This is a genomic window from Amycolatopsis anabasis, assembly GCF_009765355.1.
GTDB lineage: Bacteria > Actinomycetota > Actinomycetes > Mycobacteriales > Pseudonocardiaceae > Amycolatopsis > Amycolatopsis anabasis.
The window spans coordinates 96,504-113,090 of record NZ_VTHK01000007.1 but is presented as its reverse complement, the minus strand read 5'-3'; the positions used below and the strand labels follow the sequence as shown (position 1 = coordinate 113,090).

Annotated in this window: 13 protein-coding genes; 3 read left to right on the top strand and 10 right to left on the bottom strand. The window is 70.5% G+C overall.

Annotated features, from left to right (window positions below):
• Positions 1-126: 126 nt before the first annotated feature.
• Both FXO23_RS11480 and FXO23_RS11475 read right to left on the bottom strand, forming a co-directional pair.
• Entirely contained in the window at positions 127-1,104 is a 978-nt protein-coding gene (locus tag FXO23_RS11480; protein WP_158883799.1) for a DUF1702 family protein, read from the bottom strand.
• Between the two features lie 109 nt (positions 1,105-1,213).
• On the bottom strand, positions 1,214-2,584 hold the full coding sequence (locus FXO23_RS11475; protein ID WP_158883797.1) for an aminotransferase family protein: 1,371 nt from the start codon (positions 2,582-2,584) through the stop codon (positions 1,214-1,216).
• 238 nt (positions 2,585-2,822) lie between these two features.
• On the opposite strand from FXO23_RS11475, the gene FXO23_RS11470 reads away from it, so the two are divergent.
• Entirely contained in the window at positions 2,823-3,980 is a 1,158-nt protein-coding gene (locus FXO23_RS11470) for an epoxide hydrolase family protein (protein WP_158883795.1), read from the top strand.
• Between the two features lie 41 nt (positions 3,981-4,021).
• Here FXO23_RS11470 and FXO23_RS11465 read toward each other — a convergent pair whose 3' ends face one another.
• The 5 genes from FXO23_RS11465 to FXO23_RS11445 form a co-directional block, all read right to left on the bottom strand.
• Positions 4,022-5,590, bottom strand: coding sequence for a GMC family oxidoreductase (locus FXO23_RS11465; RefSeq protein WP_158883793.1), 1,569 nt, complete (start codon positions 5,588-5,590; stop codon positions 4,022-4,024).
• A gap of 29 nt (positions 5,591-5,619) precedes the next feature.
• Positions 5,620-8,535, bottom strand: coding sequence for an arabinosyltransferase domain-containing protein (locus FXO23_RS11460; protein WP_158883791.1), 2,916 nt, complete (start codon positions 8,533-8,535; stop codon positions 5,620-5,622).
• A gap of 10 nt (positions 8,536-8,545) precedes the next feature.
• Positions 8,546-8,917 carry a VOC family protein gene (locus FXO23_RS11455; protein WP_158883789.1) on the bottom strand — a complete coding sequence of 124 codons (372 nt, stop codon included), beginning with the start codon at positions 8,915-8,917 and terminating at the stop codon, positions 8,546-8,548.
• 28 nt (positions 8,918-8,945) lie between these two features.
• Positions 8,946-9,968, bottom strand: coding sequence for an alcohol dehydrogenase catalytic domain-containing protein (locus tag FXO23_RS11450; protein ID WP_158883788.1), 1,023 nt, complete (start codon positions 9,966-9,968; stop codon positions 8,946-8,948).
• 94 nt (positions 9,969-10,062) lie between these two features.
• Positions 10,063-11,244, bottom strand: coding sequence for an acyl-CoA dehydrogenase family protein (locus tag FXO23_RS11445; protein WP_246257136.1), 1,182 nt, complete (start codon positions 11,242-11,244; stop codon positions 10,063-10,065).
• A 254-nt stretch (positions 11,245-11,498) separates the two neighbouring features.
• On the opposite strand from FXO23_RS11445, the gene FXO23_RS11440 reads away from it, so the two are divergent.
• Both FXO23_RS11440 and FXO23_RS11435 read left to right on the top strand, forming a co-directional pair.
• Entirely contained in the window at positions 11,499-11,963 is a 465-nt protein-coding gene (locus FXO23_RS11440; protein ID WP_158883786.1) for an SgcJ/EcaC family oxidoreductase, read from the top strand.
• A gap of 29 nt (positions 11,964-11,992) precedes the next feature.
• Positions 11,993-13,390 (top strand): FAD-dependent oxidoreductase, encoded by a 1,398-nt coding sequence (locus tag FXO23_RS11435; protein WP_158883784.1) that lies wholly within the window; start codon positions 11,993-11,995, stop codon positions 13,388-13,390.
• On the opposite strand, the gene FXO23_RS11430 is transcribed toward FXO23_RS11435, so the two are convergent.
• From FXO23_RS11430 to FXO23_RS11420, 3 genes are all read right to left on the bottom strand, one after another.
• Positions 13,387-14,061: a winged helix-turn-helix transcriptional regulator gene (locus tag FXO23_RS11430; protein WP_158883782.1), complete on the bottom strand. Its 675-nt coding sequence runs from the start codon at positions 14,059-14,061 to the stop codon at positions 13,387-13,389. The two genes, FXO23_RS11435 and FXO23_RS11430, sit on opposite strands and share 4 nt — an antisense overlap.
• A gap of 84 nt (positions 14,062-14,145) precedes the next feature.
• Positions 14,146-14,865 carry a helix-turn-helix transcriptional regulator gene (locus tag FXO23_RS11425; RefSeq protein ID WP_218951969.1) on the bottom strand — a complete coding sequence of 240 codons (720 nt, stop codon included), beginning with the start codon at positions 14,863-14,865 and terminating at the stop codon, positions 14,146-14,148.
• A 637-nt stretch (positions 14,866-15,502) separates the two neighbouring features.
• Entirely contained in the window at positions 15,503-16,438 is a 936-nt protein-coding gene (locus FXO23_RS11420; RefSeq protein ID WP_158883778.1) for a hypothetical protein, read from the bottom strand.
• Positions 16,439-16,587: the final 149 nt, after the last annotated feature.

Sequence of the window (16,587 nt, the reverse complement as noted above, 5' to 3'; positions counted from 1 at the left end):
GCTGGACAATTATCCCCCGCTCCTCGGTTCATTCCCTGTCGGAGTGCTGGACTGATCGTCGCAGCCCGGCCTGTGGGTTTTCTACTTCGGAAATGCTCGGCGGACCGGTGAATTGCCGTGTGCGGCTCAGGAATCCGTTTCGTCGAGTTGACCGCGAATCCGTTCGCGCCAGACCTCGTAGTTCGGCACCGCTGCCCGGTGGTCCGGGTCGACGGCCGTGCGGTCGGCCAGCTCGACGGCGTCGTCCACGGAGAGGCCGGTCAGCGCGGCCGCGATTTCCGCCGTGTGCGGCGGCACGAACTCGGCCAGCGCGCGGGCGCGGGCGGCGAAGACCGCGCCCAGGCCCAGCCAGGAGCGGCAGCGGCCGGCCGCGTCCCGCAGCTTGCCGAGATCCTCGGCCGCGCAACCGCCCGCGAAGGTGGCCGCCAGGCCCACCCCGCTCCACAGATCGGCCTGCCGCGCCGGGTCGAACCGGGCCACCGCCGCGGTGACGTCGTCGGGCCGCGCGCCGTGGATGAACCACAGGGCGCGCCCGATGCCCTGGTCGACCGCACGCGGGAAGTACTCCGGCGCCCCTTCCCAGGGATAGGGTTTCGGCACCTCCTGCCGATCCACCCAGCGCCGCGTGTCGAAGTACGCCCGGTCGAACCCGTACCCGTCGACGGCGAGCCAGCTCATCGTCGGGTAGTACGGGGAACCGGTGAGATCCGGGACCACTTTCGTCCACAGTGGACGAGGTAGGCGGGCCATGGCGAAGCCGATCCCGATGTAGGCCAGCAGGATGTGCCGCCGCCCCGGACCGCGGAGCAGGTCGCGCGTGTGGTGACCGCCGCCCATGGCGTCGAGCACGGTGAACGCCATGGTCACCCCCTCGTAGGCGAAACCCAGCAACTCGGGTTCGACCATCGCCAGCCGGCGCTCGACCTCCCACTGGTCGCGCGCGTCGATACCCCATTCGAACCCGCAGATCACGGCGTGCGGGATCGCTTCCAGGCGGCGGGTGACCTCGGGGTCGGTGGTGCGGAACCCCCGCGCGGCGAAACTCACCTTGGCCAGCGAGGGCGTGAGCACGAGCCGCCGGAGGGAACCGAGGGTGGTGGGCATGGGCTTCCTCCTGCTCGCGTAACCACCGCACGATGGGACGGGCTCAAGACCGGGCCCGGGTTGTGCGCGCCCTGCCGGACGGCGCGCACAACCCGGGTGTTCGGGTGGCTCAGCGGGGCAGCAGGCTCCCGTCCGGACGCAGCCTGGTCAGCACCTCGGTCACCGCGGCCGCCGCGCGCCGGGCCTGCTGCTGTTCGAACACCAGCGGCGGGGCGAGCACGATCGTGTTCCCGTAGTCGCGCACGACGACCCGGTGGGCTCGCCGCACCTCGGTGGCCGCCGCGCCGGCGAGGAGGGGCTCGCGGGTCTCCCGGTCGGTGACCAGTTCGACGCCGACGGTCGCGCCTTCGACCCGGATGTCGCCGACGACGGGCAGTTCGGCGGCGCCGGCGAGTTCCGCCCGGAACCAGTCGCCGATCGTGGCCGCCCGATCGATCAGGCCTTCCCCTTCCAGCACCGCCAGGTTGGCCAGGCCGACCGCGCAGGCGACCGGATGGCCGAAGTAGGTGTACCCGTGGAAGAAGCCGTCGCCGCTGGTGACCGCATCGGCGATCGCGTCGTTCAGCAGTACCGCGCCGAGCGGCAGGTAACCGCTGGTGACGCCCTTGGCGGTGACGATCAGATCGGGCGCCATCCCGCGCCGGGGCGAATCGAACCAGAAACCGGTCCGGCCGTAGGCGGTGACCACCTCGTCGGCGATGAGCAGGATGCCGTGCTCGCTGAGCAGCTGCCGCACCCGGGGCCAGTAGTCCGCCGGAGGCGTGATCACCCCGCCGCCGGCCATCACCGGTTCGCCGATCATCGCGGCGATCCGGCCCGGGCCGATCCGGTCGATGGTCCGCGCCAGCTCGTCGATGAGGAAGTCGGTTGGCGGGCGGCCGTCGTACCACTCGGCGTGGTAGGGGTGCGGGGGCGTCAGCTTCGCCACGTGCGGGAGGTTCGGCCCGACCGCGTGCTGCATCCCGTCGAACCCGGTGGCGGTGCCGCTGCCGTACGTCGCGCCGTGGTAGCCGAACCGCCGGGCGAGGATCCAGGTGCGGTCGGGCTCGCCCCCGCGGTGGTGGTAGAGGCGGGCCGCCTTGATCGCGGTGTCCACCCCTTCCGAACCACCGCAGGTGAAGAACACCCGGTTGATGCCCTCGGGGGCGAGATCGGCCAGCCGGGTGGCCAGCTCGATGGACTTGTCGTTGGAGAACACGTCGAAACTGGTGAAGTACTCCAGCCGGGTCATCTGCTCGGCGGCCGCTTCGGCCAGCTCCCGGCGGCCGTGCCCGACCTGGCACAGCCAGTTGGCGCCGCCGGTGGCATCGAGCAGTTCGGTGCCGTGGGCGTCCCAGACCACACATCCCGCACCGCGGACGATCACCGACCGCTCGTCGCGCGCGTCGCGCTGATGGGGGTGGATGAGATGGCGGCGGTCCCGGGCTTCCAGCTCGGGCGCCGCGACCGAGTCCGGCGGTGCCGTGGGAGAGATTGTCACGAACCCACTCCAATCTTCAGCGCGGATGCCGACGATTCCTTCGCCGCCTCAGCACGAACGTAGCAACCCCGCACCGCCCCGCCCATCTCCCAGATTGCCGCAATTGATCGCGCCCGGACAATTGCTTCAATTCACCCTTAATTCTGGCTAGTGTGAATGTTCGCCGACGTCGACGATCGGCGCAATTCTTCGACTTCTGTCCGTTGTGGACCGTCGTATGCGATCAAACAGGTGAGTAATGCATCCCTTCCTTATCGATATTCCACAGGAAAGACTCGACGACCTCCGGGAACGGATCGCGGCCACGCGGTGGCCCGGGGAACTGCCGGGCGTCGGCTGGTCCCGGGGCGTGCCGGAGGCCTACCTCCGGGAACTCGCGGAGTACTGGCGCACCACCTACGACTGGCGGAGCGCGGAGCGGGAGCTCAACCGGTTCCCGCAGTTCACCACCGTGATCGACGGGGCGAAGATCCATTTCCTGCACGTGCGGTCCCCGGAGCCGGACGCGTTGCCGCTGGTGCTCACCCACGGTTGGCCCGGCTCGATCGCGGAATTCCTCGACGTGATCGGCCCGCTGACCGATCCCCGGGCCTTCGGCGGCGATCCGGCCCGCGCGTTCCACCTCGTTCTCCCCTCGATCCCCGGTTTCGGCTTCTCCGGGCCGACCGTGGAAACCGGGTGGAACGCGCGCCGGGTGGCCGGTGCGTGGGCCGAGCTGATGCGCCGCCTCGGATACCACCGCTACGGCGCCCAGGGCGGCGACGCCGGTGCGGTCATCGCGCTGGAACTGGGCCGGATCGACCCCGAGCACGTCCTGGGCATCCACGTGAACATGCTGCTCACCTTCCCGTCCGGGGATCCCGCGGAACTGGCGGAGCTGGACGAGACCGACCGGGAGCGGCTGGCGAAGCTCGAACGGTTCGAGAACGAACTGTCCGGCTACATGAAACTGCAGTCGACCCGGCCGCAGACCCTGGCCTACGCGCTGACCGATTCGCCGGTCGGGCAACTCGCCTGGATCGTGGAGAAGTTCCGGGAGTGGACCGACTGCTCGGCGGTGCCGGAAGAAGCGGTCGACCGCGACCGGTTGCTCACCAACGTGACGATCTACTGGCTGACCGGAACCGGGGGATCCTCGGCGCACCACTACTACGAGGGCGCGGCCGATCTGCGCCGCGTGGGCGGTGCGGACAGCGTGCCCCGGCCGATCACGACGCCGGTCGGCGTGGCCGTGTTCGGCCGGGACATCCTGCCGCCGATCCGCCGCATCGCGGATCGGGACCTGCCGAAGATCGTGCACTGGACCGAATTCGACCGGGGCGGCCATTTCGCCGCGCTGGAACGGCCCGAGGAGTTCGTCGGCGACGTGCGCGCGTTCTTCCGGACCGTGGGCTGACTCCCGGCGTGGGGAGGGAAGCCCGGGCGTCCCTCCCCGAACTACGCCAACGACGCCGCTGGCAGCGGCTCCGCTCCCCGGATCAGATCGGCGGCCTTCTCGGCGATGGCGATCGTCGGCGCGTTGGTGTTGCCGCGGACCAGGCTGGGCATCACCGAGGCGTCGACGACCCGGAGCCCGGCCATCCCGCGCACCCGGAGTTCGGCGTCCACCACCGTTCCCATCGCACAGGTTCCGGCCGGGTGGAACAGCGTCTGCGTGTAACGGCGGACGTGCGTGCGCAGATCCGAGTCCGATTCGGACTCCGGTGGCAGGTGGAGTTTCTCGGTGTACCGTGCCAATCCCTCCTGCCGGGCGATCTCCAGCCCGATCCGCAGCCCGCGCACCGCGACGTCGAGATCGGCCGGTTCGGCGTAGTAGTTGTGCGAAATGCGGGGTTTCGCCGTGGGATCGGGGGAGACGATGTGCACGGTGCCCCGGCTGAGCGGTTTGAGGACACAGGCGCCGTAGGAAATCGCGTGACTGGTCGGGCTGCCCAGGCCGCCCTCGGCGAACATCATCGGTGCGACGTGGAACTGCGCGTCCGGCTCGGTGAGCCCGTCCCGGGTGCGGACGAAACCGCCCACCTCCGGCCCGTTGGAGGTCAGCGGACCGCTGCGCTCCAGGACGAACTGGCGGATGTACCGCTCCTCGGCGGTGACCATCAGGCTGACCGGTTCGGAGTGCAGGAAGTTGAGGTTGGTCTGCGGGTGGTCCTGCAGGTTCGCGCCGACCTGCGGCTGGTCCAGCACCACCGGGATGCCGAACGCCCGCAGCAGATCGGCCGGGCCGATCCCGGAGAGCATGAGCAACTGCGGGGAGTTGTAGGCGCCCGCCGCGAGGATGACCTCCCGTTCGGCGCGGATCGTCAGCGCCTGCCCGAACCGCTGCCCGGTGATCCCGGCCGCCCGCCCGTTCTCGACGAGGACGCGGTGCACCTGGAGATCGGTTTCCACGGTGAGGTTGGGCCGGGGCAGCGCCGGGCGGAGGAAGCCGGCCGCGGTGCTGCACCGCTTCCCCGCGCGCTGGGTGACCTGGTAGCGCCCGAAACCGTCCTGCGCGGGGCCGTTGAAGTCGTCGTTCGCGGGGTATCCCGCCTGGAGCGCCGCCTCGACGAACGCGGTGGTCATCGGGTTCCGCGACCGGCCCTCGGCGACGCCGAGCGGCCCACCGGCGCCGTGGTAGAAGTCGGCGCCGCGTTCGTTGTCCTCGGATCGCCGGAAGTAGGGCAGGAGCTCGGCATAGCTCCACCCCGGCTGGTTCCAGTCGTCGTAGTCGGCCCGGTTCCCGCGGATGTACACCATCGCGTTCATCGAACTCGTGCCGCCCAGAACGCGCCCGCGGGGAAGGTAGATGCGGCGGTTCTCGCAGAACGGTTCGTCGTGCGTGTCGTAGTCCCAGTCGAGTCCGGTGCGGAACAGCTTCGCGAAGGCGTAGGGAATGTGCACCTCCTCCGCGGTGTCCGGCGGTCCGGCCTCGACCAGGCAGACCGTGACCCCGGGATCCTCGCTCAGCCGTGCGGCGAGCACACAGCCCGCCGAACCCGCGCCGACGATGACGTAGTCGTACATTCGTTTCTCCTCAAGGGTTTCGCGGGGCGTCAACCGCCGGTGCAGAGGAACCCGGTGACGTCGTCACCACTGGTGCCGCCCGGGGGAAGGGAGACGGTCCGGCTCGGCGGCCCCGGGGACCAGGTGCCGGGGTGTTCTTCGATCGACCGGACCAGCGCGGCCGCCGCGGGCAGCGCCTGCGGCGCGTAGGGCTCCAGCACCCGCAGTTCGCCCCAGTCGCGGCCGGGCTGGCCGGACAGGTAGGTGGGCAGGACGCGAGCGGTGGCGAGCACGTTCAGCCAGCCGGACGGGCCGCCCTTCTCCGGGCACGACCAGCCGGAGAACCGGAAGTCGGCGGAACCGTCGATGCGGTACCGGGGCACGTCCGCGATGCCGTCCCGGATCCCGGCCACGGTGACGCACGGATACGGGAACGCGGCGGGCCAGTCGATGAGGACGGGCGCGTCGCCGACGACCTCGGTCAGCGTCCGGACCCGCGGCACGCGCGGCGGGCCGATCGCCTCCCGGAGATCGTGCGTGGCGGCCAGGAAACGGACCGCGGTGGCCTCGCCGTCCACCGGGATCCGGGCCTCGGGCGCACCGGAGCGGGGGACCGGGTGGCGGGTCGCCGGACGCCCCGGCTGTCCGAACTCGACGGTCAGCTCGCCCGCCGAGGCGGGCAGCGGGAGCACCACGGGCAGCCCGGCCCGAGCCCGCGGGGGCGGCAGTTCGTACCACGGCGTGCGCGACGAACCGCTTCCGTCGTCGACCCAGGCGGACGGCGGTTGACCGGGCGACACCGGAAGCACCCCGGCCGCGGCATCGGTTTCCACCAGGACGTGGTCCGCGAGCCCGCAACCGCCGCCGGTCAGCGCGGAGACGTTGTCGAGGCCCAAGCTGAAACCGTCGCGCTGCCGCGCCATCCCGATCGCGGTGGAGGCGAACTCGCCGAGGACCGCCAGCGTGCACACCAGCGGCAGCGCGACGAAGCGGGCCCGCGGCCTGCGGTGCGCGCCGCGGCGGGCGGTGCGCAGATGCTCGGCCAGCGCGACGATCCCGGCGACGGCCGCCAGGCCGAGCACGACCGTGCGGAGTTGAATCCCGCCGAGCTCCGGTACGCGGTCCGCCCACGGCACGCCCCAGCCGGACAGGTACCAGTACGCGTTCGGCCCGGACAGCGCGAAGGCGCAGGCCACCAGCAGCGCCATCGCGAACAGCGCGCGGTTGCGCCGCGAGCGCAGCACCGCGGGGCCGGTGAGCACCGCGGTCACCGCGCCGAGCGCACCGCCGAGCGCGGCGAAGGCGCCGAAGTGGTGGGAGAGTTTCGTCGGCGCGAGCATCAGGACCACAAAGGACAGCGCGGTCATCGCCAGCAGGCGGCGGACCGGCCCAGGCGCGAGCCCGCGGATCCGGCGGCGCAGGGTGACCACCGTGCAGGTGGCCAGGCACAGTGCGATGACCAGGACCGGGAAGCGGTAGGCGATCGAGCCCGAAACGGTTTCGCTGAACAGATCGAGGTAGCGGAGGTAGTCGTCGTACCAGCCGTGCGCGGGACCGAGTTCGAACCGCAGCCGGGTCACGTCCACAACGGACTGCCACGTGCGGTCCCAGTAGATCACCACCAGGATCGTGGCGAAGGCGGCCAGCAGGGGCGCGAGCACGGAAAGCCCGCCGTGTTCCGTTGCGCGGGCGCGGACCAGGCGCACCAGGGGCCGCGGAGCGACGGCGAACGGGAGCAGGCCCAGCAGGCCGTTCGGGATCGCCGCCACGGCCAGCCCGGCGGAAACGGCGGCCAGCGCCAGCGGCGTCAGCCGCCGGGTGGCCACCGCGCGTTCGACCCCGGCCAGGGCGAGCGCGGAGAACAGCACCACCACCGGTTCGGCGCGCAGGCCGGCGTCGAACGGCAGCCAGCACGCGAGGAAGGCCGCGGCCGCCGCCCACCGCGCGACCTTCGCCCGCCGGATCCGGGAACCGAGGCGGGGTAACAGCATCCGGCTGAGCACGAACCAGGTGGCCACCCCGAGCAGCAGCGAGGGCAGGCGCAGCCACGGCACCGACGTCGACACCCGAGCCCACAACGCGTAACCGTCGTAGAACCAGCCGAACAGCGACTCCGGCGAGCCGAACCAGCGGAAGTAGTTCGGCACGTAACCGGCGGCCGCCCGGTCGCGGGCCATGGTGAGCACGTACCCGTCGTCCGGCGTCAGCGGACCGATCAGCCACCACGCGGCCAGGGCGCCCCCGACCACGACGTCGGCCGGGCCGGGGCGGCGCGGACGGAAACGACGGGGACGTGCGCGGGGCGGCCGCGTACCGCGGTCCAGACCACGCAGCGCGAACCCGGCCCCGCCGCATGCCAGGATGGCCAGCCCGGCCACGGTGAGCTTGAGCGAGGACGGATCGGAGTCGAACCGGTCGTCCACCCGCGCCCGGACCGCGAGCCCGTGGACGTCGTCGGTCGCCGCGTCGAGATCGGAGAAGATCCCGGTCAGCTGGGGACGTTCGTCGCCGGAACGGACCAGCAGCGGCGTTTCGCCGAGCGACACCGCCGTGTGCTCGGCCGTCGAGATGGCCCTGATCGAACAGGCGCCGGCGGGCAGGGCGGCGACGACCGGTTCCTGCCCGCGGTTCCGGACGACGAGCCGCCCGGCGTCCACCCGCAGGCTGAATCCGGTGGCGGCGCCGGGCGGGGAACCCGGTGGGGTGGTGGACACCAGGACTCCCGGGCCCGGCAGCCGGGCGTCCAGCGCGTGCGCCGTCGCGCAGGGCACGGTGACGTCCAGCCGCACCGGCGAGTAGCTCACCAGCGGCGCGGACAGCGACCGGGTGCCCTGCGCGGTGGGCCATTCCACGGTGGTCACCGTGAACCGCGCCGGCAGGAACGGCAGGGAAACCGCGAGCAGGAAACCCGCCAGCCCGGTCACCACCGCCCAGCGCCGCGCCTTCGCCGGGATCTCGGATTCCATCCGGCCGGGACTATTTCTCTTCCAGAACCGAAAGCACGTTCCCCGCGGGATCCTTGAACCAAGCGATCTTCGGTCCCCGGCCGCGGTAGATTCCCTTCGCGTCGGTCTTGGGCTTCGCGTAGTGCTCGAACACGACACCGCGGCCGGCGAGATCGTCGACCGCCGCTTCGATATCGGTCACCGGAAAGTACAGCGCGGTATAGGTCGCCGGAACGTGGTCCCGTTTGGGGTAGATGAGAAGTTTCCGCCCCTCGTCCAGCGTTATCTGGAGCTGGCCGTACTTTCTGACCACATCGAGCCCGAGCTTCTCGCCGTAGAACTTCTGCGCTTTCTGCAGGTCGTCGACCGAGAACCCGCTGAACGCCTCGCTCGCCTGGAGCATATCCGGCTCCTTCGCCTTGTTTCGAGAATCAATAGGTGACCACCGCGCGGAATCGCACGGTTCCGTTCGCGACCCTTTCGACCGCCTCGCCGACCGCGGCTACCGGGAAGCATTCGACGCGGGGCGTCACCACCCCGGACGCCGCCAGGTCGAGCGCCTCGCGCAGCAGGTCCAGCCCGTTGTGCGTGGCGCCGAGCACCCGCTGGCGCTGGGCGAAGAACGGCTGTGCCAGGTTCGGCGCGATGGTGAACGCGCCGGCCGGATCGATCCCGGCGAGGACCAGCCGGCCGTTGACGCGCAGCCCCTGGAGGGCATCCGAGGCCGCCGGATAGGAGTTCCCGGTCACCAGCACCACGTCGGCGCCCCCGGCCGCCCGCAGTTCCTCGCCGTTACCCACCACCAGATCGGCGCCGAGTTCGCGGGCGAGGTCGTGCTTGTCGGCCGAATGGGTCATCGCGACCGTCTCCAGGCCGCACGCCTTCGCGAACTGCACGGCCAGATGGCCCAGCCCACCGATGCCGAGCACCGCGACGCGTTCACCGGGCCGCGGTTCGGCCGCACGCAGGGCACTCCAACTGGTGTATCCCGCGCAGAGCATCGGCGCCGCCAGCTCGTCCGGCAGGTCCTCGGGGATGAGCACCGTGGCCGCCGCGGCCGCGACCAGGTACTCGGCGTGCCCGCCCGGCGCGGTGAACCCGGTCATCACCGGCGCCGCGCAGTTCAGCGCGGCCTGACCGGAGACGGGCAGGCCGCGGCGGCAGTAGTCGCACCGGCCGCAGGTGGACTGCACCCAGGTCGTGCCGACCCGGTCACCCGGTGCGCGGGTGGTGACCCCGGCGCCGACCTCGACGATCTCACCGACCGGCTCGTGCCCGGTGACCGCCGGCGTGATCGCCGGGAACGGGATCACGCCCCGGGTCGCCAGGACGTCGTTGTGGCAGATGCCGCACGCGTGCACCCGGATCAGCACCTCGCCGGGACCCGGACGCGGGGTGGGCACCTCGCGCACTTCCCACGTTTCGTTCAAGCCCGGAATGACCGCAGCCTTCATGGAACTCCCCTTCGTAAGCCCGGTGAAACCATTTGTTCGGGCCGTGATCGCGGCCCGAACAAATGCGGAGAAACGGCGTGTTACCGCATCCGGATCAGAAGTAGAGCGTGTTCGGTTCCAATCCGCAGAGCACGCGGCCGAACAGTTCGAGGTTCGTGTTCGGGTGCATCAGGGCGTGCAGGTTGATCGTCTGCACGTCACGTTCGATCCGCTGGATCGGCACCGTCCGGTAGATCGACGACCCGCCGCTGGCGGTGTTCAGGATGTCCACCGCCTGCTTGCCGAGCCGGCACACCTGGCCCATGTCGGCCCGGGCGCGGGCACGCTCTTCGGCGGTCCACGGCTCGTCGCCGGCGCCCTTGGTGTCGACCAGGGTGGCCAGCCGGTGGGCGTGGAACTCCGCGGCGTCCAGGCTCAGCGTCGCCTCGGCCACCTGGAGATGGGTCAGCGGCGCCTCGCGCTGGCTCGAGTAGTCGGTGTAGGTGATGCGCCGCTCCGGCAGCCGCTGGAGGAAGAGCTCCCGGGCCGCCCTGGCCAGGCCGATCACGGTGCCGACCGAGGACGTGGACGCGGTCGGGAGCAGTGGCGCCCGGAAGATCGGGGCGGTCGCGTTGAGCCTCGAACCGTACTGCTCGCGCAGCACCGCGGCCAGGGGAAGCACGCGCGGATAGGGGATCAGCACGTCCTCGGCGACCGTGGTGACGCTGCCGGTGCCGCTCAGACCGGCGGTGTGCCAGTCGTCGACGATGCGCAGATCGGACATCGGAACCAGGCCCATGATCGGCTGCTGGGCGCCGTCCGGGGTGGGCGACATCGCGATGACCACCTGCCAGTGGCTGTGCAGCGCGCCGCTGATGAAACCCCATTTGCCGTTCAGCAGCAGCCCGCCGTCCGCGGGTACGGCCGTCGCGCTCGGGCTCAGGGTCCCGCACACCCGGACGTCGGGCGTCGAGAACACCTCGTCCTGCACCTCGTCCGGGAACAACCCGGCCATCCAGGTGGTGATCCACCACACCGAGGCCGTCCACGACGCCGATCCGTCGCCGCGGCCGAGTTCGGCGGCGACCGCGAGCATGGTCCGGGCATCGCTCTCGTATCCCCCGTAACGCGCGGGCACCCGCATCCGGAAGATGCCGGCCTCGGCCAGCGCTTCGATCGTTTCGTCGGGAAGGCGCCGGTTCTCCTCGGCCCAGGCGGCCTTCTCCCGCAGCAGGGGCACCAGTTTCGCGGCCCGGTCGACCAGTTCGGTCGTGGCCGGTTTGTGGACTGTGTCCACCTGTCCTCCTCAGGGCTAGTGGCGGGTGGTCGAACGAGGCGCCGGCTGTCCCCGCCGGTTCATCGTGCGTTCGGCGGACTTGGCGGCACACCTCCTGGATTGCCGTGCCCGGCGGGGTCGCGGGAGCGCAACACGCAAGGTGCCGGGCCCGGGAAACGGGTGTGACGATTCGGTGGCGAGGCCGACCGTGGAGTGCCGGTCGCCTCGTGTTCTGGCTTCAGTTACGCGCCACGCCCGCGGAGAAGGGAAGAAGCATGTCCGAAAGCGACTCGCCGTCCATTGTGGCCGACGTCGAAGCCGAACCGGTCGGCGTGCACGACGGCCGGTCGGAGGCCGCGCTGGCCGCGGCCCGGGCGACGCCGGAGCGCATCGTCGCCGCGTGGGCCAACCACGACGCCGCCACGTTCGCCGATGCGTTCACCCCCGACGGGTACATGATCCTGCCCGGTGTCTACGCGAGCGGGCGCGACGAGATCCGGTTCTTCATGGCGAGCGCGTTCGCCGTGCCCTACTACGGCACCCGGGTCGCCGGGACGCCGCTGGAGGCCCGGCTCCTCGCCCCGGGTGTCGCGGTGGTGGTCACCAAGGGCGGGGTCCTCGCGCCCGGTGACTCCGAGGTCTCCGCCGAGCGGGCGATCCGGGCGACCTGGGTGGTCGTCGAACGCGACGGCCGGTGGCAGATCGCCGCATACCAGAACAGTCCCGCCGGAAACGCCTGATCACGACGGAAGCGGAGGAGGTGGCCACGATGGGCGGACAGGTGGGGCGGCACGCGGTGGTCCTCGGCGGCAGCATGGCGGGCCTGCTCGCCGCGCGGGTTCTCGCCGAGGCCTACGACGAGGTGACCGTGGTGGACCGGGACGAGCTGACCGGTGCGGAGCACGCGCGGCGCGGGGTGCCGCAGGGCGCCCACGCGCACGCGTTGCTCGCGCAGGGGCAGCAGACGCTGGAACGGTTGTTCCCCGGGCTGACCGAGGAACTGTCCTCGGCCGGCATCCCGATGGTCGACATGGGGGAGATGCACTGGTTCCTCGACGGAGCCCCGTGGCGACCGGCGCGGACCGGGCTGATCGTCGCCTCGGTCACCCGGCCGTTCCTGGAGGCCCGGGTCCGGACCCGCGTCGCCGCCCTCGGTGGCGTGCGGTTCCTCGAACGCTGCGACATTCTCGGGCTGGAGACGTCCGCGAACCGGCGCGTGGTCACCGGAGCGCGGGTGCGCCGGCACGCCGCGGACAGCGGCGAGGAGACCCTGCGGGCCGATCTGGTCGTGGACTGCACCGGCCGGGGCTCCCGGACACCGGTGTGGCTGGACGCCCTGGATTTCGCGAAACCGGAGGAGGAGCGGGTCAAGATCGGGCTCTCCTACACCACCTGCGAATACGACCTCCCGGCCCGCCCGCTCAAGAACGATCTCTCGCTGATCCCGCTCGCGACCCCGAACAGCCCGCGGGGCGCCTTCTTCGGCCGGGTCGGCGGCGACCGGCACATCCTTTCCCTGACCGGGATGCTCGGCGATCGGCCGGAAGCCGGTCTCCGCGGTTTTCTCGACTACGCCCGATCGCTGCCGATACCGGGGATCTACGACGCGATCAAGGACACCGAGCCGGTCGCCGAGCCGGTCGCCATCCGCTTCCCGGCGAGCGTCCGGCGCCGTTACGAGCGGCTGACCCGGTTCCCGGAACGCCTGCTCGTGCTGGGCGACGGCGTCTGCAGTTTCAACCCGGTCTACGGCCAGGGGATGACGGTGGCCGCGCTGGAGGCGATGACCTTGCGGCGGCATCTCCTCGCCGGTGGCCCGCCGTCGCCTCTCCGGTTCTTCCGGGACATCTCCGGTGTCATCGACGCGCCCTGGGACATCGCGGCCGGCGGTGACCTGAGCTGGCCCCGGGTGGAGGGCGAACGCTCCGCGAAGATCCGCATGGTCAACGCCTACATGGGCCGGTTGCAGGCCGCCGCGTTGCGGGACAGCCGGATCACCGGCGCCTTCATGCGGGTGGCCGGTCTGATCGACCCGCCCACCGCACTGCTGCGCCCCGGCATGGCGTTGCGGGTGCTGCGCCACTCGTGGCGCCGGCCGGGCGGAACCGGGGCGGGCCGCGGGAGCCTCCCGGCCGAGCCGGCGGCGACCTCGGCCCGCCGGCGCTAGGTACCGGTGAGCAGCGGCGCCTGTTCGGGGAGCGGGAACAGCGTGAGCAGGCGAGAAACCAGCGCACGCGGACCGGCGATCCGCACGGCGTCGCCACGGACCGCCTCGGAGAGCTTGCGACTTCCCCAGAGCAGGGCGTTCAGGGTCTGAACGTCGGTGTCGATCACCGCGTCCGGCCGGTCGGCGCCGCCGCGGCTGACCCGGAACCGGCCCTGCCGCACCACGATCTCGAAGGATTGTTCGCCCAGCACCAACGTGAAGGTGGCGGCGAACGCCCGCGCGGCGACCGGGTCGAACAGCGTCCGCAACGCGAGGATCAGCGAATCGGTGCCCACCTCGGCGTCGTGGGCCAGCCACGGTGAGCGGCAGGCCCAGCGTCCGAGCTGGACGATCACCGGCTCGAGCTGGACGCCCCATTCGGTGAGCTCGTAGACCTTGGCGCCGTACGGCGGACCGAGCTTGCTCCGCCGCACGACGCCGGCCTGTTCGAGTTCGCGCAATCGCTGGGACAGGACATTCGGGCTGATTCCGGGCAGCCCTTCCCGTAGGTCGGTGAAGCGCTTCGGACCGAGCAGGAGTTCGCGGACGACCAGCAGCGCCCACCGTTCGCCGACCAGGTCGAGAGCATGGGCTGTCGCGCACCCGTCGTCGTACGAACGTTTCCCAGCCACGGGCGGCATTCTATCAGCGAAGACCAGGTCAGGAGGGTTGTTGTCGCCGGATTCGCTCAGCGCCCCGCCGTGCCGGCCCCTTCCTCAGCCGACGTCCTGCCGAGAAACCGCCGGCGCCCGGTCGAGCAGGGCGAGCAGGGCCGGTGGATCCACGATGCGCATGGGGTGCAGCCACAGATCCACGGCCCGGGTGCCGGTTTCCGGCCGGATCGTGATCGGCCCGTGCGCCGCGACCGAGGCGCCCGCCGTGGGATCCTCGTCGTCGTACCCGTCCGAAGGCGCGTGGGCGAGGACGTGCCAGGTGCCGGTCGGGACGCGTTCGAGCACGTAGGCACCGGCGCGGGGGAGCGTGCAGCACGCGACCGGCACGCCTTCGGGCAACGGGTCCGGGAAGAGGCCGACGAAGATCGGGCCGGCGACGTCCGCGCGCAGCGATCGCACGTGCCCCCGCACGGTCGTGGTCGCCGAACGGGCCGCGGCCAGGGCGCGCTGCTTGCCGACCTGGACCCGGCAGGGGAAACCACCGTACTGGCGGTAGACGGTCGGCGGGACGCCGACACTGCTGGTGAACCGGGACCCGAAGGTGCCGACGCTGTTGTACCCGACCCGGTAGCTGATCTCGGTGACCGTGCACGAGGTGACGGCGAGCAGCCGTTTGGCCTCCTGGAGGCGGATCGCGGAGAGGAACCGGCCGGGGGAGATCCCGGTGACCCGGTGGAAGACCCGCGAGAAGTGGAACTTGCTGTACATCGCTGCCCGTGCCATGTCGTTGACGGTTATTCGCTCACCAAGATTGTTGCGCATGAAATCGATTGAGCGCGCGATGGCGTCCTCGTTTTCCTTATCCATGAGAAAACTCCGTCCGGCTTATGTCCCCAGATCGACTTGGTTTCGTTTTCGGGCAGGCTGGTATCCCGGTTCCGGGCGTGGGATAACATGACATCGCGCGCCGGTTCGGGTGCGGCGTTTCGCCCGAATGGATTGAGTATCGCGAATGTTCGACGCGACGGATCTCTATGTTTTGCCCAAGGTATCCGCGTTCTCGCGGCGGATGGCGATTGTCCGCGCACGGGAAGTGGATGTTGCCAGTTCCCCAGTTGGTTCGATCACCGCTCCCCCTAAGTCAGGATCTGAAGCCACCGTACCGGCATTTGGGAGGAACAAGTACAGCTTCAGGTGAAGACAGCAATGTGGAAGATTCATTGCTTTTACGGAAGGTAACAACTTGGCTATCGGCCATACTGCAAATGGGTGGAACTACGCCGTTTGGGCGTACCCGTCCGGGTGTGCTAAGCGCGGAGATGTTGGAGTTTCAACCGCGCATTCGGTATTTCCTTGGTCCTGAATTAGTGCTGGGAGATATTGATTTCGGACTACCGCCGGGAGTATGACCGTGCTTTGGTGATCGGCTTGTTGCCGAGTTGTGACGCCGCCGGGTTGTTCAGTCTGGTAGCCCGTAGGTCAGGCCCGCGGTCTGCAGCAGAGCCAGCCGGAGTTGCGCGTAGGTCGGGGCCAGTGCGCGGAAGGTCGCCGCGGCGGTCGCCGTGTCCCCGGTGACGAGCGGCAGCTGCAGCGAACCGATCAGGCGGGCCTGGTATTCCATGATCCTGGCCGCCGCGGTGCAGCCGATCCTGGCGAACAGCGAGGCCGCGTCCGACAGGCGCATGGTCCCGCCGCTGATCTGGTACTCGACGAGGTACTTGTGCTGCATCCGGGTGAGCCCGGACTCCACCATGGCGGCCAGCCGCTCCGCGCTGTTCGCGGAGTCGGGTCCGTCCAGCAACCGGATGGCGGTCGGCACGGACTGGCGCAGCGCGGTCGCCAGATCGATCTCGCGGAGCCTGCGGAAGTTGGTCCGAGTGGTGTACGGCTGAACGGGATAGCCGACGGTGTCCGCTTCCCAGGCGGTGAGGAAGGCTTCGGTCGGCACGGTGGCGAACGGGTAGCCGTGCGGATCGTGCATCAGGATCAGATCGCCGTCGAACCCGAACACGACGAGGTGGTGGTCCGCGCCGATGGGCTGGCCGAGACCGGGGTGGTGGGGGAGCAAGCCCATCTCCACCGGGCCGGCCAGCACGGGCTGCTCCGGGGTCGCCCGGCGCAGAATCGCCATCGCCTCCTCGCGGGACCCGCCATTCTGGTCGAAGGTCCAGCCGAGCAGGCTCAACGAGTTGGCGATACCGTCCGGGGGCAGCCATTCCTTGGCGCAGAAGAACGGCAGGTCCTGGTCCACCATTCCGGTGCTCTGGATGCTCAATCCGAATGGCGAGCCGCTGAGCACTTCCAATGCGGCGGCGCCCGGGCTCGCCGAACCGATCATCATCGTGATGGCGTCCGAGGCGCAATAAGGGCCGTTTCCGTGATAGTTGACAAGCATAATTCGGAGTGTGTCAGCGGCCGCGCGGCCAGGCTACGGAAACAATGCTGCGTTGACGGCAACCACGGAGTGGGTGGCGGTCGCCGTGGCCCGTTATGGGCCCGCGACGCCCGTTCCGGCTCCGGTTGCGCATCGTCCGAGAGGGTAGG

Bases quoted from the DNA above. Each gene is read 5' to 3' on its own strand.
- FXO23_RS11480 (WP_158883799.1), bottom strand. From the start codon at position 1,104: ATGCCCACCACCCTCGGTTCCCTCCGGCGGCTCGTGCTCACGCCCTCG.
- FXO23_RS11470 (WP_158883795.1), top strand. From the start codon at position 2,823: ATGCATCCCTTCCTTATCGATATTCCACAGGAAAGACTCGACGACCTC.
- FXO23_RS11465 (WP_158883793.1), bottom strand. From the start codon at position 5,590: ATGTACGACTACGTCATCGTCGGCGCGGGTTCGGCGGGCTGTGTGCTC.
- FXO23_RS11460 (WP_158883791.1), bottom strand. From the start codon at position 8,535: ATGGAATCCGAGATCCCGGCGAAGGCGCGGCGCTGGGCGGTGGTGACC.
- FXO23_RS11455 (WP_158883789.1), bottom strand. From the start codon at position 8,917: ATGCTCCAGGCGAGCGAGGCGTTCAGCGGGTTCTCGGTCGACGACCTG.
- FXO23_RS11450 (WP_158883788.1), bottom strand. From the start codon at position 9,968: ATGAAGGCTGCGGTCATTCCGGGCTTGAACGAAACGTGGGAAGTGCGC.
- FXO23_RS11440 (WP_158883786.1), top strand. From the start codon at position 11,499: ATGTCCGAAAGCGACTCGCCGTCCATTGTGGCCGACGTCGAAGCCGAA.
- FXO23_RS11435 (WP_158883784.1), top strand. From the start codon at position 11,993: ATGGGCGGACAGGTGGGGCGGCACGCGGTGGTCCTCGGCGGCAGCATG.
- FXO23_RS11425 (WP_218951969.1), bottom strand. From the start codon at position 14,865: ATGCGCAACAATCTTGGTGAGCGAATAACCGTCAACGACATGGCACGG.
- FXO23_RS11420 (WP_158883778.1), bottom strand. From the start codon at position 16,438: ATGCTTGTCAACTATCACGGAAACGGCCCTTATTGCGCCTCGGACGCC.